This window comes from Pseudomonas sp. GW704-F2 (genome assembly GCF_059423025.1).
Map to the genome: position 1 here is coordinate 1 of NZ_JBWKXO010000055.1, position 23,123 is coordinate 23,123.

19 protein-coding genes are annotated in these 23,123 nt (G+C 60.5%); 10 read left to right on the plus strand and 9 right to left on the minus strand.

Features of this window, described 5'->3' with window-relative positions:
* Positions 1 to 115 precede the first annotated feature (115 nt).
* The 4 genes from AC07W0_RS28155 to AC07W0_RS28170 all read right to left on the minus strand — a co-directional run bounded on the left by AC07W0_RS28155 (position 116) and on the right by AC07W0_RS28170 (position 4,285).
* On the minus strand, positions 116 to 880 hold the full coding sequence (locus AC07W0_RS28155) for an amino acid ABC transporter ATP-binding protein (protein ID WP_003171943.1): 765 nt from the start codon (positions 878 to 880) through the stop codon (positions 116 to 118).
* Positions 881 to 891: 11 nt separating this feature from the next.
* A complete protein-coding gene (locus AC07W0_RS28160; protein WP_017848652.1) occupies positions 892 to 1,989 on the minus strand; it encodes an amino acid ABC transporter permease in 1,098 nt (365 codons plus the stop codon).
* Between the two features lie 10 nt (positions 1,990 to 1,999).
* Positions 2,000 to 3,181 carry an amino acid ABC transporter permease gene (locus AC07W0_RS28165; RefSeq protein WP_102618731.1) on the minus strand — a complete coding sequence of 394 codons (1,182 nt, stop codon included), beginning with the start codon at positions 3,179 to 3,181 and terminating at the stop codon, positions 2,000 to 2,002.
* A 72-nt stretch (positions 3,182 to 3,253) separates the two neighbouring features.
* Entirely contained in the window at positions 3,254 to 4,285 is a 1,032-nt protein-coding gene (locus AC07W0_RS28170) for an amino acid ABC transporter substrate-binding protein (protein WP_017848650.1), read from the minus strand.
* 345 nt (positions 4,286 to 4,630) lie between these two features.
* Here AC07W0_RS28170 and AC07W0_RS28175 point away from each other — a divergent pair, with 345 nt between their 5' ends.
* Together AC07W0_RS28175 and rhlB are read left to right on the plus strand one after the other, a co-directional pair.
* Positions 4,631 to 5,287 carry an alpha/beta hydrolase gene (locus AC07W0_RS28175; protein WP_102618730.1) on the plus strand — a complete coding sequence of 219 codons (657 nt, stop codon included), beginning with the start codon at positions 4,631 to 4,633 and terminating at the stop codon, positions 5,285 to 5,287.
* Positions 5,288 to 5,383: 96 nt separating this feature from the next.
* A complete protein-coding gene (rhlB, locus tag AC07W0_RS28180) occupies positions 5,384 to 6,859 on the plus strand; it encodes an ATP-dependent RNA helicase RhlB (protein WP_102618729.1) in 1,476 nt (491 codons plus the stop codon).
* Positions 6,860 to 7,005: 146 nt separating this feature from the next.
* On the opposite strand, the gene moaE is transcribed toward rhlB, so the two are convergent.
* The 5 genes from moaE to AC07W0_RS28205 form a co-directional block, all read right to left on the minus strand.
* The gene (gene moaE, locus AC07W0_RS28185) at positions 7,006 to 7,455 is read right to left on the minus strand and encodes a molybdopterin synthase catalytic subunit MoaE (protein ID WP_017848647.1); all 450 of its coding nucleotides are present in this window, start codon (positions 7,453 to 7,455) and stop codon (positions 7,006 to 7,008) included.
* A 2-nt stretch (positions 7,456 to 7,457) separates the two neighbouring features.
* A complete protein-coding gene (gene moaD / locus AC07W0_RS28190; protein WP_017848646.1) occupies positions 7,458 to 7,700 on the minus strand; it encodes a molybdopterin converting factor subunit 1 in 243 nt (80 codons plus the stop codon).
* Entirely contained in the window at positions 7,697 to 8,170 is a 474-nt protein-coding gene (moaC, locus tag AC07W0_RS28195; RefSeq protein ID WP_046384623.1) for a cyclic pyranopterin monophosphate synthase MoaC, read from the minus strand. Before moaC ends, moaD begins: the two co-directional genes overlap by 4 nt.
* A gap of 147 nt (positions 8,171 to 8,317) precedes the next feature.
* A complete protein-coding gene (locus tag AC07W0_RS28200; RefSeq protein WP_017848644.1) occupies positions 8,318 to 9,712 on the minus strand; it encodes a PhoH family protein in 1,395 nt (464 codons plus the stop codon).
* Between the two features lie 349 nt (positions 9,713 to 10,061).
* Positions 10,062 to 11,186 carry a polysaccharide deacetylase family protein gene (locus tag AC07W0_RS28205; RefSeq protein ID WP_102618727.1) on the minus strand — a complete coding sequence of 375 codons (1,125 nt, stop codon included), beginning with the start codon at positions 11,184 to 11,186 and terminating at the stop codon, positions 10,062 to 10,064.
* Positions 11,187 to 11,317: 131 nt separating this feature from the next.
* Here AC07W0_RS28205 and yaaA point away from each other — a divergent pair, with 131 nt between their 5' ends.
* From yaaA to AC07W0_RS28245, 8 genes are all read left to right on the plus strand, one after another.
* Positions 11,318 to 12,097 (plus strand): peroxide stress protein YaaA, encoded by a 780-nt coding sequence (gene yaaA / locus AC07W0_RS28210; protein ID WP_046384625.1) that lies wholly within the window; start codon positions 11,318 to 11,320, stop codon positions 12,095 to 12,097.
* An 888-nt stretch (positions 12,098 to 12,985) separates the two neighbouring features.
* Positions 12,986 to 14,302 (plus strand): nucleotide sugar dehydrogenase, encoded by a 1,317-nt coding sequence (locus tag AC07W0_RS28215; protein ID WP_046384626.1) that lies wholly within the window; start codon positions 12,986 to 12,988, stop codon positions 14,300 to 14,302.
* Positions 14,303 to 14,385: 83 nt separating this feature from the next.
* Positions 14,386 to 15,867 (plus strand): mannuronan synthase, encoded by a 1,482-nt coding sequence (gene alg8, locus AC07W0_RS28220; protein ID WP_017848640.1) that lies wholly within the window; start codon positions 14,386 to 14,388, stop codon positions 15,865 to 15,867.
* A 38-nt stretch (positions 15,868 to 15,905) separates the two neighbouring features.
* A complete protein-coding gene (locus AC07W0_RS28225; protein ID WP_017848639.1) occupies positions 15,906 to 17,072 on the plus strand; it encodes an alginate biosynthesis protein Alg44 in 1,167 nt (388 codons plus the stop codon).
* 8 nt (positions 17,073 to 17,080) lie between these two features.
* The gene (gene algK / locus AC07W0_RS28230; protein WP_169885212.1) at positions 17,081 to 18,583 is read left to right on the plus strand and encodes an alginate biosynthesis TPR repeat lipoprotein AlgK; all 1,503 of its coding nucleotides are present in this window, start codon (positions 17,081 to 17,083) and stop codon (positions 18,581 to 18,583) included.
* On the plus strand, positions 18,580 to 20,067 hold the full coding sequence (locus tag AC07W0_RS28235) for an alginate export family protein (protein WP_102618726.1): 1,488 nt from the start codon (positions 18,580 to 18,582) through the stop codon (positions 20,065 to 20,067). Before algK ends, AC07W0_RS28235 begins: the two co-directional genes overlap by 4 nt.
* Entirely contained in the window at positions 20,067 to 21,656 is a 1,590-nt protein-coding gene (gene algG, locus AC07W0_RS28240) for a mannuronan 5-epimerase AlgG (RefSeq protein ID WP_102618725.1), read from the plus strand. Before AC07W0_RS28235 ends, algG begins: the two co-directional genes overlap by 1 nt.
* Positions 21,657 to 21,667: 11 nt before the next feature.
* The gene (locus AC07W0_RS28245) at positions 21,668 to 23,116 is read left to right on the plus strand and encodes an alginate O-acetyltransferase (RefSeq protein ID WP_046385355.1); all 1,449 of its coding nucleotides are present in this window, start codon (positions 21,668 to 21,670) and stop codon (positions 23,114 to 23,116) included.
* Positions 23,117 to 23,123: the final 7 nt, after the last annotated feature.

Consider the following 23,123-nt stretch of genomic DNA (forward strand, 5'->3'; position numbering starts at 1 on the left):
AAGAAAAATGCCCGTATCTTGCGATACGGGCATTTTCTTAAACCGAGCGGCAAATTGCTAGGTTTTCACACAGCCTGCTGGTGCCGGGTTTATCGCTTCAAGCATCAACCATCGATCAATGCAGAATCTGGCTCAAGAACAACTTGGTCCGGTCATTCTGCGGGTTGTCGAAGAAGTCATTCGGCGCCGCCTGTTCCACGATCTCGCCCTTGTCCATGAAGATCACGCGGTTGGCCACGGTGCGGGCGAAGCCCATTTCGTGGGTCACGCACAACATGGTCATGCCGTCTTCGGCCAGGCCGATCATGGTGTCGAGCACTTCCTTGACCATTTCCGGGTCGAGGGCCGAGGTCGGTTCGTCGAACAGCATGATTTTCGGTTTCATGCACAGCGCCCGGGCAATCGCCACGCGCTGTTGCTGGCCGCCGGAGAGTTGCCCCGGAAACTTGTGGGCCTGCTCCGGGATACGCACGCGCTCCAGGTAATGCATGGCGATTTCTTCGGCCTTGCGCTTGGGCATCTTGCGCACCCACATCGGTGCCAACGTGCAGTTCTGCAGGATGGTCAGGTGCGGGAACAGGTTGAAGTGCTGGAACACCATGCCGACTTCGCGGCGGATCGCTTCGATCTGCTTGAGGTCGTTGGTCAGTTCCACGCCATCGACCACGATGCGGCCCTGCTGGTGTTCTTCCAGGCGGTTGAGGCAGCGAATGGTGGTGGACTTGCCCGAACCCGACGGGCCGCACAGCACGATACGCTCGCCCTGCTTGACGTTGAGGTTGATGTCTTTCAATACGTGGAACTGGCCGTACCACTTGTTCACGCCCTGCATCTGGATAATGCCTTCAGGGCTCACAGGCTGTTTGATCGCTTCGCTCATAACATCAACTCCTAACGCTTGTGGCCTGTGTCGAGCTTATGTTCCAAATGAATGGAATAGCGCGACATACCAAAACAGAAAATCCAGAACACCAGGGCGGCGAACACGTAGCCTTCAGTGGCCATGCCCAACCATTTCGGGTCGGCGGCGGCTTGCTTGACGCTGTTGAGCAGGTCGAACAAACCGATGATGATCACCAGGCTGGTGTCCTTGAACAGCGCGATAAACGTGTTGACGATGCCGGGGATCACCATCTTCAGGGCTTGCGGCAGAATCACCAGGCCCATGCTGCGCCAGTAACCCAGGCCCATCGCCGCGGCCGCTTCGTACTGACCTTTGGGAATCGCCTGCAAGCCACCGCGCACCACTTCCGCCACGTAGGCCGACTGGAACAGGATCACGCCGATCAACGCCCGCAGCAGCTTGTCGATGCCCATGCCTTCGGGCAGGAACAACGGCAGCATCACCGAGGACATGAACAGCACCGTGATCAACGGCACGCCGCGCCAGAATTCGATGAAGGTCACGCAGACCACACGAATCGCCGGCATGTTCGAACGCCGCCCCAAGGCCAGCACAATCCCCAGCGGCAAGGCACCGGCGATGCCGACGGTGGCGATGACCAGGGTCAGCATCAGGCCGCCCCATTGGCTGGTGGCCACGCTGGTCAGGCCGAAAATGCCGCCGCGCAACAGGAAGAAGGCAATGATCGGGTACAACACCAGAAAGCCCAGGCCGTAGATCGCCTTGCGTGGAAAACGCGAGATGAACAACGGCGCCACGCCCACGATGGCCAACCACACGGTCAGGTCTACGCGCCAGCGCAGGTCGCCGGGGTAGTAGCCGTACATGAACTGCCCGAAGCGCTGTTGGATAAACACCCAGCAGGCGCCTTCTTTGGTGCAGTCGGCGCGAGTGGTGCCGACCCAGTTGGCGTCGAGAATGGCCCAGTGCAGGATCGGCGGCACGACCAGGTAGATCAGGTAAAACGCCAACAAGGTCAGCAGGGTGTTGAGCCAGCTGGAAAACAGGTTGGCGCGCATCCATGCCATCGGCCCGAAGACTTTGCTCGGCGGTGGCATATCAGGTTTGAACGTATGCGAACTCATGCTCGTTTCCTCACCGCTCGATCAGCGCAATGCGCTTGTTGTACCAGTTCATCAGCAGGGAAATGCTGATGCTGATCGCCAGGTACACGCTCATGGTGATGGCAATGACTTCGATGGCCTGGCCGGTCTGGTTGAGCACCGTGCCGGCAAACAGCGAAACCATTTCCGGGTAACCGATACCGGCGGCCAACGACGAGTTTTTCGCCAGGTTCAGGTATTGGCTGGTCAGCGGCGGAATGATCACCCGCAGGGCTTGCGGGATGATGACCTTGCGCAGCGTCGGCCCGGGGCGCAGGCCCAGGGAGCGTGCGGCTTCGGTCTGGCCGTGGCTGACGGACTTGATGCCCGAGCGCACGATCTCGGCGATAAACGCCGCGGTGTACACGGTCAGCGCCAGGGTCAGCGCCAACAGTTCAGGGATCAGCACCCAGCCGCCGACGAAGTTGAAGCCTTGCAGCTTGGGCATTTCCCAGTGCAACGGCATGCCGAAGATCAACGCGCACAACGCCGGAATCACGACGAACAGCGCCAGGCCCACCCAGAATTTGTGGAACGGTACGCCGGTCGCTTCAAAGCGCTTGTTGGCCCAGCGGGTCATCAGCACGATCGCCACGATGGCCACGACCACGCTGGTCACGAACGGCCAGAACCCGTCGGCTGCCAGCGCGGCCGGCATGTTCAGACCACGGCTGCTGACGAAGAACGTGTCGCCGAAGTTATGGCTGTTGCGCGGCCCCGGCATGGTCAGGAACACCGCGAAGTACCAGAACAGGATTTGCAGCAACGGCGGGATGTTGCGGAACACTTCCACGTACACCGTCGCCAGCTTGTTGATCATCCAGTTGGGCGACAAGCGGGCCACGCCGATGATGAACCCGAGCAGGGTCGCCAGGACCACGCCGATCACGGTCACCAGCAAGGTATTGAGCAGCCCGATCACAAACACCCGGGCATAGCTGTCCGATTCGGTGTAGTCGATCAGGTGCTGCGCGATGCCGAAGCCGGCACTGCGCTCAAGAAAGTCGAAACCCGAGGTAATGCCTCGGTGCTGAAGGTTGGTCTGGGTATTGTTGAAGAGGTACCAGCCCAGCGAGACCACCGCCACAATCGTGATGATCTGGAAGAGCCACGCACGCACTTTGGGGTCGCTGAAGCTGAGCTTCTGCTTGGGTGCGCCGATTTTATTTTGCATGAAGTGCCCCGGAAAGAATGGAACAGAACATCACCCGGCGGTTGGCCCACCGGGTGATAGAACCATCAGCGATCAGCGCACAGGGGGTGCGTATTGAATGCCGCCGTTGTTCCACAGCGCGTTTAGGCCACGGTCGATTTCCAGTGGCGTGTTCTTGCCGAGGTTTTTCTCGAACACTTCACCGTAGTTGCCGACCTGCTTGACGATCTGTACGACCCAGTCTTTCTTCACTTTCAGGTCTTTGCCGTATTCGCCGTCGGCACCGAGCAGACGCGCAACGTCCGGGTTCTTGGTGGACTTGGCTTCAGCTTCGACGTTTTTGGAAGTGATCCCGGCTTCTTCCGCGTTGAGCATGGCGTAGCCAACCCAGCGCACGATGGCCAGCCACTCGTCGTCGCCATTACGCACGACCGGGCCCAGCGGTTCCTTGGAAATGGTTTCCGGCAGAACCACGTAGTCTTTCGGCGAGGCCAACTTGCTGCGCTGGGCGAACAGTTGGGACTTGTCGGAGGTCAGTACGTCGCAACGCCCGGACTCCAGCGACTTGGCGCTTTCGTCGGAGGTGTCGAAGGTGATCGGGGTGTATTTCAGACCGTTGCCACGGAAGTAGTCGGAAACGTTCAGCTCGGTGGTGGTACCGGCCTGGATGCAGATGGTTGCACCGTCCAGTTCCTTGGCACTTTTAACGCCCAGCTTGTTGTTTACCAGAAAGCCGATGCCGTCGTAGTAAGTGATGAAGCCCGGGAATTTCAGGCCCATGCCCGCATCGCGGGAGCTGGTCATGGTGGTGTTACGGGACAGAATGTCGACTTCGCCGGATTGAAGCGCGGTGAAACGCTCCTTGGCGTTCAACTGGCTGAATTTGACCTTGGTCGCGTCGCCGAACACGGCAGCGGCTACCGCGCGGCAGAAGTCAGCGTCGATCCCGAGGATCTTGCCGCTGGCATCCGGTACCGAGAAACCCGGCAAGCCGTCACTCACGCCACATTGCACAAAGCCTTTCTTCTGCACGGCGTCCAGGGTGGCGCCGGCTTGGGCGAAACCACTGACACCCAATACAGCGGCCGCGGAAACGATGGCCAGGGTGGATTTCAATACCTTCATTCAAACCTCCAGTTGCTCTTGTTGTGTCGGAGCTAGAACCTCAGCGCACCCTTATGAGGCGATATCGACCCGTGTTGGCTTTTATTAGGGTCAAGCAGCATGAGGCAGTCGCAGTAATTCCAGTTGCTATCCCACAAACGGCAGTCACTGATAGTGTTACCGTCCCAGGAAAGATCTGACATCGACCTACACATAGCAAAGCGCGTACCAGAGTGGCTGCTGAGTCGATTCAGCCCAAGGTCAATGGCAAAAGATTCAACCTTGCGACATTCTCGTAACAGATCAAACTATTGCGCACCGTTCCGTCGCACTCAATCGGAGCGCACGCACATTAATGGAGCAGACATGAGCAACCCCTTGATTCTTCAGCCCACCAAGCCTGCAGACGCCTGCGTAATCTGGCTGCATGGCCTGGGTGCCGATCGCTACGACTTCCAGCCGGTGGCCCAAGCGCTGCAGGAAAACCTGCTGACCACCCGCTTCGTCCTGCCTCAAGCACCGACCCGCCCGGTGACCATCAACGGCGGCTATGAGATGCCCAGTTGGTACGACATCAGGGCGATGAGCCCGGCGCGGTCCATCAGCCTGGAAGAGCTGAAAGAGTCGGCCAAAATGGTCACGGATTTGATCAAGGAACAAAAAAGCAGCGGAATAGACGCCTCGCGGATTTTCCTGGCGGGTTTCTCCCAGGGTGGCGCCGTGGTGTACCACACCGCTTTCCATAAATGGCAAGGCGCCTTGGGTGGCGTGATTGCCCTCTCCACTTATGCGCCGACCTTCGACGACGAGCTGGAATTATCCGCCAGTCAGCAGCGCATTCCGGTCCTTTGCCTGCATGGCCAGTACGATGACGTGGTGCAGAACGCAATGGGACGCAGCGCTTACGAGCACTTGAAGACCCGTGGTGTCACCGTGACATGGCAGGAATACCCAATGGGTCACGAAGTGTTACCTGAAGAGATCAGCGATATCGGTACGTGGTTGGCCGAACGACTGCGCTGAACACCGCCGTTTATTTAGCCACATGACAGACGCACTACGCCGCGCCCGATTCTTGCATTACACTGGCCGGCGTATATTCCTTAACCAATTAATGAGATCACCGTGCTCAAAGCACTCAAGAAGATGTTCGGCAAAAGCGAGGCTGAGCCGCTCGCGCCAGTTCCCAGTGCTCCCGTCCCGACACCCGGCAGCCGCCACGACGGTAAACAGCCTGGCCTGGCCGCGCCTGTGACCGCGCCGAAACCGCTCGAGGTGACGCCAACCGAACCGCCGAAACCGGCCGAAGCCGCTGCGGCAGCCGCGCCTGCGCCAAAAGCCGCACGCCGTGAACGCGCGCCCAAGCCGCCCGTCACGCCGTGGAAACTCGAAGATTTCGTCGTCGAACCCCAGGAAGGCAAAACCCGCTTCCACGATTTCAAGCTCGCACCGGAACTGATGCACGCCATCCAGGACCTGGGCTTCCCGTACTGCACACCGATCCAGGCACAGGTGCTGGGCTTCACCCTGGCCGGCAAAGACGCCATCGGCCGCGCCCAGACCGGCACCGGCAAGACCGCCGCGTTCCTGATCTCGATCATCACCCAACTGCTGCAAACGCCGCCGCCGAAAGAACGCTACATGGGTGAGCCGCGCGCGCTGATCATCGCCCCGACCCGCGAGCTGGTGGTGCAGATCGCCAAGGACGCCGCCGACCTGACCAAGTACACCGGCCTCAACGTCATGACGTTTGTCGGTGGCATGGACTTCGACAAGCAGCTCAAGCACCTCGAAGCGCGCCACTGCGACATCCTGGTTGCCACTCCGGGCCGCCTGCTCGACTTCAACCAGCGCGGCGACGTACACCTGGACATGGTCGAAGTGATGGTGCTGGACGAAGCCGACCGCATGCTCGACATGGGTTTTATCCCGCAAGTACGCCAGATCATTCGCCAGACCCCGCCGAAAAACGAGCGCCAGACCCTGCTGTTCTCCGCGACCTTTACCGAAGACGTGATGAACCTCGCCAAGCAGTGGACCACCGAGCCGTCCATCGTCGAGATCGAGGCGCTGAACGTCGCCAGCGAAAACGTCGAGCAACACATCTACGCCGTGGCCGGTGCCGACAAGTACAAGCTGCTCTACAACCTGATCAACGACAACGGTTGGGAGCGCGTGATGGTATTTGCCAACCGCAAGGACGAAGTGCGTCGTATCGAAGAGCGCCTGGTGCGCGATGGCGTCAACGCCGCGCAACTGTCGGGCGACGTGCCGCAGCACAAGCGCATCAAGACCCTGGAAGGCTTTCGCGAAGGCAAGATCCGCGTGCTGGTGGCCACCGATGTGGCCGGGCGCGGGATTCACATCGACGGCATCAGCCATGTGATCAACTTCACCCTGCCCGAAATGCCCGACGACTACGTACACCGTATTGGCCGCACCGGCCGTGCCGGGGCCGCGGGTGTGTCGATCAGCTTTGCCGGGGAGGATGACTCGTATCAGTTGCCGTCGATCGAGACGCTGCTGGGCCGCAAGATCAGCTGCGAGACACCGCCGACGCACTTGCTCCGGGCTGTAGAACGCAAACGCCCGTAAGCTCAAATGCGGTCAAAAGTGTGGGAGGGGGTTGCCCCCGATAGCGGAGTGTCAGTCGCAGAATTTGCCAACTGACCCACTGCTATCGGGGGCAAGCCCCCTCCCACATTTGATTTCAGCTGATTTTGAGATAGGTGTTCGGCTGGCTACTTCCAGCGATCCGCTGCGGCGTGGTCGCTGTCGCGCCCGTCCACCCAACGCGCACCTTCGCTGGTGCTTTCTTTCTTCCAGAACGGCGCACGGGTCTTCAGGTAGTCCATCACAAACGCGCAGGCATCAAACGCAGCCTGACGATGCGCGCTAGCGGCGGCGACGAAGACGATGGGCTCGCCCGGTTCCAGCGCGCCGATGCGGTGCAGCACTTCCAGCTTGAGCAGCGGCCAGCGTTGTTCGGCTTCCACGGCGATCTTGGCCAGGGCCTTTTCGGTCATGCCGGGGTAATGCTCCAGGAACATCCCCGCCACGTCGTGGCCGTCATTGAAGTCGCGGACATAGCCGACAAAACTCACCACCGCGCCAACGCCGACATTGGCGGCGTGCATCGCGTTGACTTCGGCGCCGGGGTCAAACGGCGCGGGCTGCACACGGATGGCCATGCTCAGCCTCCGGTCACGGGTGGGAAGAAAGCGACTTCATCACCGGCTTCGAGCGGCTCGTCGACGCTGCACATTTCCTGATTGCGCGCGCACATCAAGCTGGTCTCGTTGAGCACGTCAAAGCCCGCATCGCCAACCAATGCCTGGCGCACCGCGTCGACGGTGGCGAAGTCGCCTTCCATCTCCAGGGAATCCAGGCCGATCGTTTCGCTGTAGCGGGCAAAAAACAGTACGTTGATGCTCATGCCTGGTCCGCCTTGAAATGCCCGCTTTTCCCGCCGAGCTTTTCCAGCAGGCGGATGTTTTCAATGGTCATGCCACGGTCCACGGCCTTGCACATGTCGTAGATGGTCAACGCAGCGACACTGGCGGCCGTCAGCGCTTCCATCTCTACGCCGGTCTGGCCCGAGAGTTTGCAGCGCGCCACGATGTGTACGGAGTCTATGCCCTCCGCGCTCAGTTCGACCTTGACGCCCGTCAACATCAGCGGATGGCACAAGGGGATCAAATCACTGGTTTTTTTCGCCGCCTGGATCCCGGCGATACGGGCCACGGCAAACACATCGCCCTTGGGATGGGCACCATCGACAATCATTTTCAGTGTCTCGGGCAGCATACGCACCCGCGCTTCAGCCACCGCCTCTCGGAACGTCACGGACTTGTCGGTGACGTCCACCATATGGGCGCGACCTTGGGAATCGAGATGAGTCAGCACAGGGATACTCCTGATCAGGAGCGTCGATTGTAAACCCTGTAGGAGCGAGCTTGCTCGCGAAAAACCAAAGAACAACGCGGGGCTCCAGAGACCCCGCGTTATCGTAGACACTCTTCGCGAGCAAGCTCGCTCCTACATGGACCGCGTTTACAAGTGAGATTCGGCGTATTCGGCCAGGATCGAACGTGGAACTCCCTGCAGCGCGATATGCACGCCGTTCGGGAAGTCTTTGAAGCGTTCCGTCAGGTAAGTCAGCCCGGAGCTGGTCGCGGACAGGTAAGGGGTGTCGATCTGCGCCAGGTTGCCCAGGCACACCACTTTGGAACCGGCGCCGGCACGGGTGATGATGGTTTTCATCTGGTGCGGCGTGAGGTTCTGGCACTCATCGATCAAAATCAGGCTCTGCTGGAAGCTGCGACCTCGGATGTAATTGAGGGATTTGAACTGCAACGGCACTTTGCTGAGGATGTAGTCGACGCTGCCATGGGTGTTTTCGTCATCCATGTGCAAGGCTTCGAGGTTGTCGGTGATCGCCCCCAGCCACGGCTCCATTTTTTCCGCTTCGGTGCCGGGCAGGAAACCGATTTCCTGGTCCAGGCCCTGCACGCTGCGGGTGGCGATGATGCGGCGATAGCGTTTGGTCACCATGGTCTGTTCGATGGCGGCCGCCAGGGCCAGGATGGTTTTGCCCGAGCCGGCGGCACCGGTCAGGTTGACCAGGTGGATGTCCGGGTCGAGCAGCGCATACAGCGCCAGGCTCTGGTAGATATCACGCGGTTTCAGGCCCCAGGCTTCCTGGTGCAACAGGGGTTCCTGATGCAGATCGAGGATCAGCAGCCTGTCGACCTGGATCTCTTTGATCCAGCCCACGAAGCCCTGTTCGTCGATGATGAACTCGTTGACGTGTACCGCCGGCAGGTTGTCGATCAGTTGCACCTGGTGCCAGGTGCGACCGTGGTCCTGACGGGTTTCGACCTTGCTGACGCGGTCCCAGAACGAGCCGGTCATGGTGTGATAACCACGGGACAGCATCGACACGTCGTCGACCAATTGGTCGGTACTGTAGTCCTCGGCAGCGATCCCACACGCTCGTGCCTTGAGGCGCATATTGATGTCTTTGGTCACCAGCACCACGCGCATGTCCTTGTCACGAGCGTGCAGGTCGATCAATTGGTTGATGATTTTGTTGTCGTTGAGGTTTTCCGGCAGCAGGCTGTTGGGCTCGCTGCGCTTGCTCATCAGAATCGACAACAAACCCTTGGGCCCGCTTTTGCCGCGCTGGATCGGCACGCCGACTTCGACGTCCTCGGGTGACGCTTCACCCAGGGTTTTGTCGATCAGGCGGATGGCCTGGCGACATTCGGCGGCCACGCTGTGATGCCCGCTTTTGAGTTTGTCGAGTTCCTCCAACACGATCATCGGGATGGCGACGTGGTGTTCTTCGAAGTTAAGCAGAGCGTTCGGATCGTGGATCAGTACGTTGGTATCAAGCACATAAAGGATTGGCTGGTCGGAAGAAGGGTTACGTCCATGATCATCCATACTCGGTCACCTTTGTGGGAGCCAGTCGACGCAATACCACAACAGTGCTGCGCCTCGATTCGACCACCGACTGCACCTTGCGTGACGTCAAGTGCAGTGCCCACATGAGGAGTCTTGGAAGACGCCACCTGTGTTGCAGGTTTCGGCGATCTGACTTCGTAATACCGCAAAACCCATGACAGGAAAAAGCACTTTGACGTTTTTTTGAAGTTTATTTTTCAGGATGACGAATAGCACTAGCCGAGTGCCAGCTACCCCGTTAAAGTCGGAAGTCGGCCCGCATCGAAATATCGTACAAAATCACCCCGAAAATGCCGCATCCCCAACGGGAACGGGCACTTCAGCCTCTTCAGCGAAACGCCTCCCGGCAGTCCTGCCAACCCAGCCCGCTTTGCGCCGTTGCCTGCAATACCATCGGCAATGCGACCCGCGCCTTGTCCTGGGTGTCGTGAAACACAATCACCCCTTTGCGCCACAACAACATCAATGTCAGCACCCGCTGCGCCGACTCATCGGCCTTGAGCTTGCCCGGTTCGTCCTGGGAGTCGATATCCCACAACGCCACCTGCAAACCCTGGGACTGGAAGAAACCCTGGCTGTCCGCGCGGCGCTGGCCGTAGGGTGGACGGAACAGCGGCACGTAGTTTTCCGGCATCAGGTTCTGCGCCAGCGCGGCGCTGCGGATGATCGAACTTTGCCAGTCGACCCAATGGCTGTGGGAACGGTACTGCCAACCTTGAGTGCCTACGCACTGCCCCTGATACAGCGCCTGCACATCCGCGACGGAACTGCGCTCCACACGGTTTTGCAGGCTGCTGCCGAGGGCGAAGAACGTGGCATTCATCTTCTGCTTGCGCAGGTAATCGGTGAGCCAGTCGGTATTGCCGCTGACCGGTGCCGGGCCGCCGTCGAAGGTCAGCAGGAACAGGCGGTCGTTGAATTCGTCGCCATTGCGCTCATGGTCACCGAAACGTGCGATTTCGCTGCTGATCTGCGGGAACAGCGCGGCTTTGCGCAGCAACTCGTCCAGGTAACGCTCGTGGAAATTGTGGCTCGGGCCGGCCCAGCCTATATAGAAGGAGTTGTCACTGACCTCGAACTTGCCGGCCTGCTCGCGCAGGTCGTCCATGTTTTCTACCAGGTAGCAGAACGACGCGTCCTCCTCGCAACTTTCCTGGGCAGCGGTGTAATTCTCCAACAGGCGCCGCCAGAGCTGGCGACGCAGATCGTCGATGGCCGCCAGGTTGATGATCTTCAGGCCCAGGCGCTGTTTGAGCGCCGCTTCATCCAGGGCTTCGCTGCCGATCAGGCTGCGGGCGAACATCAATATTTCGGCGCGCGAGGCCACGTCGAACAGCGCAGGGCTGCTGAGTTTTTCCGGCCAGACGCCGCGATCCAGGCTGGCCACGTCCACCGGCGCCGCGTGGGCGCTCAGGCAAAACAGGCACGCCGACAATAAAAGCGCTATTCGCACACAGGGTCTCCCTCTCCAGAATCACCGGCCATCATAACGGATCGCGCCTATCGCCATCATAGGTGGAGTCAAAGTGCCCAACCCCCTAGAATCCCGCCCACGTTACAAGCACGATTACAGGAGCCAACTTCATGCTGATGGTGATTTCCCCCGCCAAGACCCTCGACTTCGAGTCCAGGCCTGCGACCCAGCGCTTTACCCAGCCGCAGTACCTGGACCATTCCCAGGAGTTGATCGAGCAACTGCGCCACCTGAGCCCGGCGCAGATCAGCGAATTGATGCATGTGTCCGACAAGATCGGCGGCCTCAACGCCGCGCGCTTCGGCAGCTGGACCCCGGCGTTCACACCGGCCAACGCCAAGCAGGCGTTGCTGGCGTTCAAGGGCGACGTGTACACCGGCCTCAACGCCGACACCTTCAGCGACGCCGACTTCAGCTACGCCCAGGACCACCTGCGCATGCTCTCGGGCCTGTACGGCCTGCTGCGCCCTCTGGACCTGATGATGCCGTATCGCCTGGAGATGGGCACCAAACTGGCCAACGCCCGTGGCAAGGACCTGTACGCCTTCTGGGGCACCCGGATCAGCGAGTGGCTCAACCAAGCCCTGGCCGAACAAGGCGATGACGTGCTGCTCAACCTGGCGTCCAACGAGTACTTCTCGGCGGTCAAGCGCACGGCGCTGAATGCGCGGATCGTCAATACCGAGTTCAAGGACCTGAAGAACGGCCAGTACAAGATCATCAGCTTCTACGCGAAAAAGGCCCGGGGCATGATGAGCCGCTTCGTGATCGAAGAGCGCATCAACGACCCGGCCCAGCTCAAGCAGTTCGATGTGCAGGGTTATCGCTTCAATGCCGAGCAGTCCAAGCCGGACAACCTGGTGTTCCTGCGCGATCACGCACCGGAATAAGGCCCTGCTCCGCCCTCATAGACGCTAAAGATCAAATGTGGGAGGGGGCTTGCCCCCGATTGGGGGGATCAGTCATACATGGATAGACTGACACACCGCCATCGGGGGCAAGCCCCCTCCCACATTTTTTTGTCTGCATTTCACAGCGGGAATCGTCAATTGTTTGGCGTCAAAAAATATACTGACGCATCTCTAACAATTATTTCACTCGACATTCGTCATTTTTTTTCGTAGTGGCACCACTTTTTTAAATCACTAGTGGCACAAAACTATTCCCGCGCGCCAACTCCCCGTAACTACTGGCCCAAATAGCAAGTGCTATCAATATAGTACCAGTGCCATCTTTGCTGATATTTCAAGAAATTTCCGGAAACAGGATGAGCGGCCAGGAACTTAGCCCTAAAGCACCGCTCATACCACCGGTAACGGAATTCTCTGTTTCTGTAAGAGATGACTTACATGGCGACCAACGGAAGTAGCAAAGTTGTCACATTGAACTTTGACTCTGGGCTCATATTACCAACCGATTAGTTAAGAGCGGCGATAAGGATCGATTGCCACACACTATAAGGCCAAGGCCGTGCTTACCCCAATGGGTCAGTGACATAACCCAAGGCATTGATAAATATAGGCTTGCAGCCTTTTATCAAGGCCCTGTTGCACTGGCGCCAGGCCCTTCTCCCAGGAAGGCCGGCTGCATTTTAGGGCAAGCACCAATAACAAGGCCAAGTTGCGCACAACTTGAGTGCAATCATTAGTCACTCGTTATTCAACATGCCTGCACGCGGCAAGTCGGCGTCTATTCGCCTAACTTTCGCGGCATCAGTGACGCTTGCAAACATGAACTCCGGCCATTTAATGGCACGATTTAATACAGAGGTAAATGCGATGCGTATCAGCATATTTGGTTTGGGTTACGTTGGCGCAGTCTGTGCCGGTTGCCTGTCTGCCCGCGGCCATGAAGTGGTCGGCGTAGACATCTCCAAGGAAAAAATCGACCTGATCAACGCAGGCAAATCGCCGATCGTTGAACCGGGCCTGGGCGAGCTGCTGAGCCAGGGTATCGAGACCGGACGACTGCGCGGTACGACCGACTTCGCCGAAGCCATCCGCGCTACCGACCTGTCGATGATTTGCGTCGGTACGCCGAGCAAGAAAAACGGCGACCTGGAACTCAACTACATCGAATCGGTATGCCGCGAGATCGGCTTTGTCCTGCGTGACAAGACCACCCGCCACACCATCGTCGTGCGCAGCACCGTATTGCCGGGCACCGTGGCCAATGTGGTGATCCCGATCCTCGAAGACTGCTCCGGCAAGAAAGCCGGCGTCGACTTCGGCGTTGCGGTCAACCCGGAGTTCCTGCGTGAATCCACCGCCATCGCCGACTACGACCTGCCGCCGATGACCGTCATCGGCGAATTCGACAAAGCCTCCGGTGATGTCCTGCAATCGCTGTACGAAGAACTCGACGCGCCGATCATCCGCAAGGACATCGCCGTTGCCGAAATGATCAAGTACACCTGCAACGTGTGGCACGCCACCAAGGTGACCTTCGCCAACGAGATCGGCAACATCGCCAAGGCCGTCGGCGTCGACGGGCGCGAAGTGATGGAAGTGGTCTGCCAGGACAAGACCCTCAACCTGTCCCAGTACTACATGCGTCCGGGCTTCGCGTTCGGCGGCTCGTGCCTGCCCAAAGACGTGCGCGCCCTGACCTACCGCGCCGGCTCGCTGGACGTGGAAGCGCCGCTGCTCAACTCGCTGATGCGCAGCAACGAATCCCAGGTGCAGAACGCCTTCGACATCGTCGCCGGCCACGACAAACGCAAAGTCGCCCTGCTGGGCCTGAGCTTCAAGGCCGGCACCGATGACCTGCGCGAAAGCCCCCTGGTGGAGCTGGCGGAAATGCTGATCGGCAAGGGTTACGACCTGAGCATCTACGACAGCAACGTCGAATACGCCCGTGTCCACGGCGCGAACAAGGACTACATCGAAGGCAAGATCCCGCACGTGTCGTCCCTGCTCAACTCGGACTTCGACGATGTGATCAACAACTGCGACGTGATCATCCTCGGCAACCGTGACGAGAAGTTCCGGGCCTTGGCCCATAACGCACCGCACGGCAAGCAAGTGGTCGACCTGGTGGGCTTCATGTCCAAGGCCACCAGTGTGAGCGGCCGTACCGAAGGTATTTGCTGGTAACAGCAACCGCAAGTTTCGGGCTGCCGGCGTCCTGATCCCCAGCGCTTGCAGCTCGAAACCTCCTTCACCTGCGGATGACGCCTATGTCCAAGTTAAAACACGTACTGCTCCAATCCGCCGGCTGGCTGTTCTTCTTGAGCCTGCTGATGGGACTCGCCCTGCTGTTGCCGGCGAGTACGTTCGACTCCGAGTCGAAGAATTTTATTTTCCTGATTGGCGCCGTCGGTATCTGGCGCTACTCGATGGGTGCGACGCATTTCTTTCGCGGCATGCTGTTCCTGTACGTGGTCTACCCCCACCTGCGGCGCAAAGTGCGCAAGTTGGGCAAGGCCGCGGACCCGTCCCATGTGTTCCTGATGGTCACCAGTTTCCGGATCGATGCGCTGACCACCGCGCAGGTCTACAGCTCGGTGATCCGCGAAGCGATCGAATGCGGCTTCCCCACCACCGTGGTCTGCTCGCTGGTGGAAATGTCCGATGAACTGCTGGTGAAAAGCCTGTGGGAACGCATGAACCCGCCGGGCCATGTGAAGCTCGACTTCGTGCGTATCGCCGGCACCGGCAAGCGCGACGGCCTGGCCTTCGGTTTCCGCGCCATCTCCCGCCACTTGCCGGATGACCGCGCCGTGGTTGCAGTGATCGATGGCGACACCGTGCTCGCCGAAGGCGTCGTGCGCAAAACCGTGCCGTGGTTCCAGCTGTTCGGCAATGTCGGCGGCCTGACCACCAACGAGTTCTGCGAAGTGCGCGGCGGCTACATCATGAGCGAATGGCACAAACTGCGCTTCGCCCAGCGCCACATCAACATGTGCTCGATGGCCCTGTCCAAGCGCGTGTTGACCATGACCGGGCGCATGTCGGTGTTCCGCGCCAGCGTGGTCACCGACCCGGGCTTTATCGCCGATGTGGAAAGCGACTCGCTGCAACACTGGCGTCTGGGCCGCTTCAAGTTTTTGACCGGCGACGACAAGTCCAGCTGGTTCAGCCTGATGCGCCTGGGCTACGACACCTTCTACGTACCGGATGCCGCGATCAACACCGTGGAGCACCCGCCGGAAAAGAGCTTTATCAAAGCCAGCCGCAAGCTGATGTTCCGCTGGTACGGCAACAACCTGCGCCAGAACTCCCGCGCCCTGGGCCTGGGTGTACGTCGCCTCGGCCTGTTCACCAGCGTGGTGTTGTTCGACCAGCGTGTGTCGATGTGGACCTCGCTGCTCGGCCTGACCGTGGCGATCATCGCCACCTTCAAGTACGGCGGTGCGTTCATCCTCGCGTACCTGCTGTGGATCGGCATCACCCGCCTGATCCTGACCGTGCTGCTGTCGTGCTCCGGGCACAGGATCGGCCCGGCGTACCCGGTGATTCTCTATTACAACCAGATCATGGGCGCGCTGGTGAAGATCTACGTGTTCTTCCGCCTTGATCAACAGTCCTGGACCCGCCAGGACACCAAACTGACCCGCGATTTGGCCAGCTTTCAACGTTGGTTCAACACCTGGTCGTCTCGGACCATGACCTTCTCCGCCGGCAGCATTTTCGTCGCCGTGTTGCTGATGATGGTCTGACCCTGCCAAGCCTGAATTAACTCTAGGAAATTGCCCTGATGAACAGCCAAGTAAACGCCAACGTTGTCCACGAATCCGAAGCCCAACGCCAGCACGCCCGGGTCAAAATCCCGGCCAAGTTGCGCTTTTTCAACACTGACCGCACGCCGACCGAAGCGCGGGTCATCGACCTGTCCGCCGGCGGCCTGGCGTTCACCGCCACCCAGCCGCTGATCGTTGGCGAAGTCCACAAGGGTCGCCTGCAATTTGTCATCGACAACCTCGGCCTGGCGATGGATGTGGAGCTGCAGATTCGCTCCTACGACCGCCAGAGCGGGCGCACCGGTTGCCAGTTCCAGAACCTCGACGCGCAGGATATTTCCACGCTGCGTCACCTGATCACGTCGCACCTGTCGGGCGATATCGTGACCATGGGCGACGTACTCGCCACCCTGCAACGCGACAACTTCACCAAGGCGCGCAAGGTCAAGGACGGCGGCAGCAACATGAGCGTCTTCGGCCGCCTGCGCGCCGTGACGTTCAGCCTGGCGATCTTCCTGGTGGGCCTGGCGGCATTCGGTTTCGTCTTCAAATCGCTGTACGGCATGTACTTCGTCAGCCACGCCCAGGCCGGCCTGGTCAGCGTGCCCGGCATGAACGTGACCATGCCCCGCGACGGCACCGTGCAAAGCCTGCTCAAAGGCGACGCGGTGGCGGCCAAAGGCGCGCCGCTCGCGACCTTCAGCACCAGCATGCTCGACGTGCTCAAGGGCCACCTGGACGAAGACCAACTGCAACCGGCCAAGGTCGAAGAACTGTTCGGCAAGCAAATGACCGGCACCCTGACCTCGCCTTGCGACTGCATCGTGGCCCAGCAAATGGTGGCCGACGGTCAATACGCAAGCAAAGGCGACGTGATCTTCCAACTGGTGCCACGCGGCAGCCTGGCCAACGTGGAAGCACGCTTCTCCTACCGCCAGTTCGCTGACGTTCGCCCAGGTACCCCGGTGAACTTCCAGGTCGCCGACGAAGAACAGACCCGCACCGGCACCATCGTCAGCAGCACCAGCCTGAACAGCGCCGACCTGTCCTCCGACATCCGCGTGCAGATCAAGCCGGACGCACCGCTGGACAGCGCCTACGCCGGCCGCCCGGTGGAAGTCACCAGCGACCGTGGCCCATCGCTGAACTGGCTGATCGATAAAGCCATGGCTGCCGGACTGTAAGCGAGGACATGCCTGTGACGACTCTCCTGAAAACACCGCAATCCCTGTGGGAGCGGGCTTGCTCGCGATGGGATCAGTGCGGTTTGCCTGACGGACCGCACGGCCTGCATCGCGAGCAAGCCCGCTCCCACAAGGGCCCTGTCGCGTTGCTGGCACTTGCGGTCAGCCTCGCCGGTTGCGCCGGTCTGCCCGACCAGCGCCTGGCCAACGAAGCCCTCAAGCGGGGCGACACGCTCACCGCGCAGCAGAATTACCAGCAACTGGCGACCCTGGGTTACAGCGAGGCCCAGGTGGGCCTGGCCGATATCCAGGTCGGCACACGCGACCCGGCGCAGATCAAACAGGCCGAGGCCACTTACCGCGCCGCTGCGGATATTTCGCCGCGCGCCCAGGCCCGCCTGGGGCGCCTGCTGGTGGCCAAGCCCGGCGCCACCGAAGCCGAACACCATGAAGCCGAAGGCCTGCTGAAAAAAGCCTTTGCCAATGGCGAAGGCAACACCCTGATCCCGCTGGCGATGCTGTACCTGCAATACCCGCACAGCTTCCCCAACGTGAACGCCCAGCAGCAGATCAACAAATGGCAGGCCGCCGGTTACCCGGAAGCCGGTCTGGCCCAGGTGCTGCTGTATCGCACCCAGGACACCTACGACCAGCATCTGGATGATGTCGAGCGCATCTGCAAGGCCGCGCTGAACACCACCGACATCTGCTACGTCGAACTGGCCACGGTCTACCAGAAAAAAGCCGAGCCAGAAAAACAGGCCGAACTGCTCAAGCAAATGGAAGCCGGCTACAGCCGCGGCACCGTCACCGCACAGCGCATCGACAGCGTGGCCCGCGTATTGGGCGACGCAACGCTGGGCAAGACCGACGAGAAAACCGCCCAGGCGTTGCTGGAAAAAATCGCCCCCGGCTACCCCGCATCCTGGGTCAGCCTGGCGCAATTGCTCTACGACTTCCCGGAACTGGGCGACGTCGACCAGATGATGAAGTACCTGGACAACGGCCGCGCCGCCGACCAGCCGCGCGCCGAGCTGTTGCTGGGCAAGCTCTACTACGATGGCAAGTGGGTGCCGGCGGACGCCAAGGCCGCCGAAGCGCATTTCCAAAAAGCCGTGGGCCGCGAAGTGGCCGCCGACTACTACCTCGGCCAGATCTACCGCCGTGGTTACCTGGGCAAGGTCTACTCGCAAAAAGCCCTGGACCACCTGCTGACCGCTGCGCGCAACGGCCAGAACAGCGCCGACTTCGCCATCGCGCAATTGTTTTCCCAAGGCAAGGGCACCAAGCCCGACCCATTGAACGCCTATGTCTTCAGCCAATTGGCTAAAGCCCAGGACACACCAGAGGCCAACGACCTGGCCACGCAGCTCGAAGCCCCGCTGACGCCGGAACAACGCGCCGAAGGCCAACGCCTGGTGCAACAGGAACTGGCCGCGCGCGGCACCCTGGCCCAGAGCACGCTGCAACTGCACGCCCTGCAAGAAGAAGACGGCGAGGAATCCCTATGAAGCTCAATCCATTCGTGCAGGCCGGTATCGGCCTGACCTTCGCCCTGCTGTGGTCGTGCCCGACCCTGGCCGCGCTGACCGAAGCGAAGAACTTCGGCCTGGAAGTCAAAGTCACCGGCCAGTCCGAAGACGACCGTGACCTCGGCACCCAAAAGGGTGGCGACGTCAACGGCATCGGCCTCGACCTGCGCCCGTGGATCTACGGCGAAAGCGGCAACTGGAGCGCCTACGCCATGGGCCAGGCCGTTGCCTCGAGCGACATCATCGAGACCGACACCCTGCAGCAGTCCTCGGATGACACCACCGAGCAGTCGAGCAACAGCGACCGCACAGCGAAGAAAAACTACCTGGCCCTGCGCGAGTTCTGGGTCGGCTACAGCGGCTTCACGCCCTACCCCGGCGAGCTCCTCAAGTTCGGCCGCCAGCGCCTGCGCAATGACGACGGCCAATGGCGCGACACCAACATCGAAGCGCTGAACTGGACCTTCGACACTACCCTGCTCAAGGCCAACGTCGGCGCCGCCGAACGCTTCAGCGAATACCGCACCGACCTCAAGGAGCTGTCGCCCGACGAAAAAGACCGCCAGCACTTCTACGCCGACGCCGCCTACCAGTGGACGCCAGGCCAGTGGATCGGCCTGCGCGGGCACCACACCCATGACGACGGCAAGCTCGACTATTCCGAACCGGGCATGCCCATCGACCCCTCGGACAAGCGCGAGAACGGCGACCTGACCTGGCTCGGCATCGAGGCCAACAGCGACGCCTACAACTGGCGCAACACCAACACCGTCAACTACTGGGCCAGCGTCACCGGCATGCAGGGCGACAGCGACACCGTCAACGCGTTGAACGCCGACGGCACCCGCCCGAGCAACGCCAAGCGCAGCGAAGACGTGAGCGGCTGGGCCACCGACCTGGGTATCCGCCTGCGCCTCGACCCGCAGTGGCAAGTGGGTGCGGCCTATGCCCGCGCCAGCGCCGAGTACGAACAGAACGGCCTGCAAAGCAACCGTTCGAACTTCACCGGCACCCAGTCCCGCCTGCATCGCTTCGGCGAAGCGTTCCGCGGCGAGATGAACAACATGCAGTCCATGAGCCTGTTCGGTTCCTGGCAGTTGCGCGAGGACTATGACGCCAGCCTGGTGTACCACAAGTTCTGGCGCGTCGACGGCAACAAGCCGGTGGGCAGCAACGGCATCGACGCCGTGCAGAACAACACCGACGACGTGACCGGCGCGATCCTGTCCAGCACTTCCCTGCCCCTTGAAGACGGCAAGAAAGACCTGGGCCAGGAGATGGACCTGGTCGTCACCAAGTACTTCAAGAAAGGCCTGCTGCCGGCCGCGCTCAGCCAGTCGATCGACGAACCGTCGGCCCTGGTGCGCTTTCGTGCCGGCGTGTTCAAACCGGGCGACGCTTATGGCAGCCAGGTCGACTCGTACATGCATCGCGCCTTTGTCGACGTGATCTGGAAGTTCTGATGGGAGCCCGCGCAATGATTGCTCACCCCTTCACAGGCAGATGCTTGCTGGTGACCGCGATGCTGATGGCCAATGCCACAGCCTTCGCCGATACCGCGCAGCCGGTCAAGGCGCCGACCATCGCCAAAGAACTGCAACAGGCCAAGACCTACACCATTTCCAGCCCGCCGACCGCGCCGCTGGAAATGCCCAAGCCGGCCCTGCCGGACCTGTCGGGCTACACCGCCGCGGCGATGGAAAAGAAAATCGTCAGAACCAAGCCGGGCAAAATCAGCATCCGCCGCATGATGCAGGAAGACGCGCTGAAGGACTTCATCGGCGGCGACAACAAGATGGCCGAGTGGGTGGTGCGCCAGCACGGCATTCCCCAGGCGATCTTTATCGACGACGGCTACATGAACCTCAAGGACCTGCTGGGCAAAGTGCCCAAGCAGTACCTCAGCGAAACCTCGCCGGGCGTGTTCCTCGCCAAGTTGCCGATCGTGGTCGGGCGCAAGGGCATCCTCGATATCGACAAGCACACCAAAGAACTGCGCCTGTCCCAGGAGGCCGGTGCGTTCCTGATCAACGACGGCCAGCTGTTCGTGCGCGATACCAAGATCACCGGCTGGAAAGAAAAGGCCAACGGCCCGGCGACCTTCCAGTCGCCCCAGGAATTCCGCCCGTTCCTGCTGGCCTGGGGCGGCACCGAGACCTACATCGCCAACACCAAGATGGCCAGTTTCGGCTACGCCAACAGTAAGTCGTATGGGGTGAGTATTTCCCAGTACACGCCGAACATGGCCAAGGTGCTCAAGCGCCCTGAACCGACCGGCTGGATCATCGACTCCGAGTTCTCGGACATGTGGTACGGCTTCTACTGCTACGAGACCACGGGCTTCGTGATCAAGGGCAACACCTACAAAGACAACATTGTCTACGGCATTGACCCCCACGACCGTTCCCACGGCCTGATCATCGCGGACAACACCGTCTACGGCACCAAGAAGAAGCACGGCATCATCATTTCCCGGGAAGTGAACAACAGCTTCATCTTCAACAACCGCAGCTACGACAACAAGCTCTCGGGCCTGGTGATCGACCGTAACAGCGTGAACAACCTGATCGCCGACAACGAGATCTACCGCAACCACACCGACGGCATCACGCTCTATGAGAGCGGCGACAACCTGTTGTGGGGCAACAAGGTGATCGCCAACCGTCGCCACGGCATCCGCATACGCAACAGCGTCAACATCAAGCTGTACGAAAACACCTCGATGGCCAACGGGCTGACCGGCGTCTACGGCCACATCAAGGACCTGACCGACACCGACCGCGACATCGCCCTCGACCCGTTCGACACCAAGGTCTCGCTGATCGTGGTCGGCGGCGAACTGGCCGGTAACGGCAGCGGGCCGCTGTCGATCGACTCGCCGTTGAGTATCGAGCTGTACCGCGTGTCGATGCTGGCGCCGACCAAATCCAGCGGCATCAGCTTCAACGGCATTCTTGGCGAGCGCCAGGAAGAAATTCTCGACCTGCTGGTACGCCAGCAGAAAGCCGTGCTGATCGACCCTGTCGAACGCCAGACCGAAATGCAGGACTGAGGATGACCCTTATGCACCCACACATGATCAAACTGTTGAGCCTCTCGGGTCTGACCCTCGGCCTGCTCGCGGCCAGCCAGGGCGTGCGCGCCGACGAGATCAAGGCGCCGACTTTCAGCGCCGAACCGTGCTGCAGCCTGTGCCCGGCGGCCCACGACGCGAAGAACTACACCACGCGCTACCAGCAGAACTTCACCACCCTGGTGCAAGCCCAGGGCGACTGGCTGTTCCGTACCCAGGAAGACCTGCGCACCGAATTCGACACCAGCCCCGCCGGCTACAAACGCATGCAACAGCTGCACGATGCGTTCAAGGCCAAGGGCGTGGAACTGGTGGTGGTCTACCAGCCGACCCGTGGCCTGGTGAACCGCAACAAGCTCAACCCCGAAGAGAAAGCCGCGTTCGATTTCGACAAGGCCCTGGGCAACTACAAGAGCATGCTCGGCCGTTTCGCCAAGATGGGCTACGTGGTGCCGGACCTGTCGCCGTTGACCAACGAGCAATTGCCCGATGAATTACCGGCCCACGATTTCTACTTCCGCGGCGACCAGCACTGGACCCCTTACGGCGCCCAGCGCACCGCGAAAATCGTCGGTGCCAAAGTGCGCGCGATGCCCGAGTTCGCCGAGATTCCCAAGCGCGAATTCGAAACCAAGCGCTCCGGGCGCATGGGCAAGACCGGCACCCTGCACAACATGGCCGGGCAACTGTGCGGCACCAGCTACGCGATCCAGTACATGGACCAGTTCACCACCGAGCCCAAGGGCGAAGCCGGCGACGGCGACCTGTTCGGCGATTCGGGCAACCCGCAGATCACCCTGGTCGGCACCAGCCACAGCGGCAAGAACTACAACTTCGCCGGCTTCCTCGAACAGGAAATCGGCGCCGACATCCTCAACGTCGCCTTCCCCGGCGGCGGCCTCGAAGGCTCGATGATCCAGTACCTGGGCAGCGACGAGTTCCAGAAGACCCCGCCGAAAATCCTGATCTGGGAATTCTCGCCGTTGTACCGCCTCGACCAGGAAACCATCTACCGCCAGATGATGGCGCTGCTGGACAACGGCTGCGAAGGCAAGACCGCGCAGATGAGCGCCAGCGCCACCCTGAAACCCGGCAAGAACGAATTGCTGGTCAACAGTTCGAACAAAGACCTGCGCAACGCCAACCATCAGGTCGACATCCGCTTCGCCGACCCGTCGGTGAAAACCTTGCAAGCCACCCTCTGGTACATGAACGGGCGCCACGAGGACATCAAGATCGAAAAACCCGAAACATCCGATACAGACGGGCGTTTCGCCTTTGAACTGCGCACCGACGAAGACTGGGCCTCGCAGAACTTGCTGGCCGTGGAAGTGCAGGGCCCCGAAGCGGGTGCTGCCGCGCAGAAAGTCGAAGCGAAAATTTGCACACGCAACGTATTCCCAAGCGGCGGTCAGAAGACTGCCTCACTCGGGCAATGAGGTTACC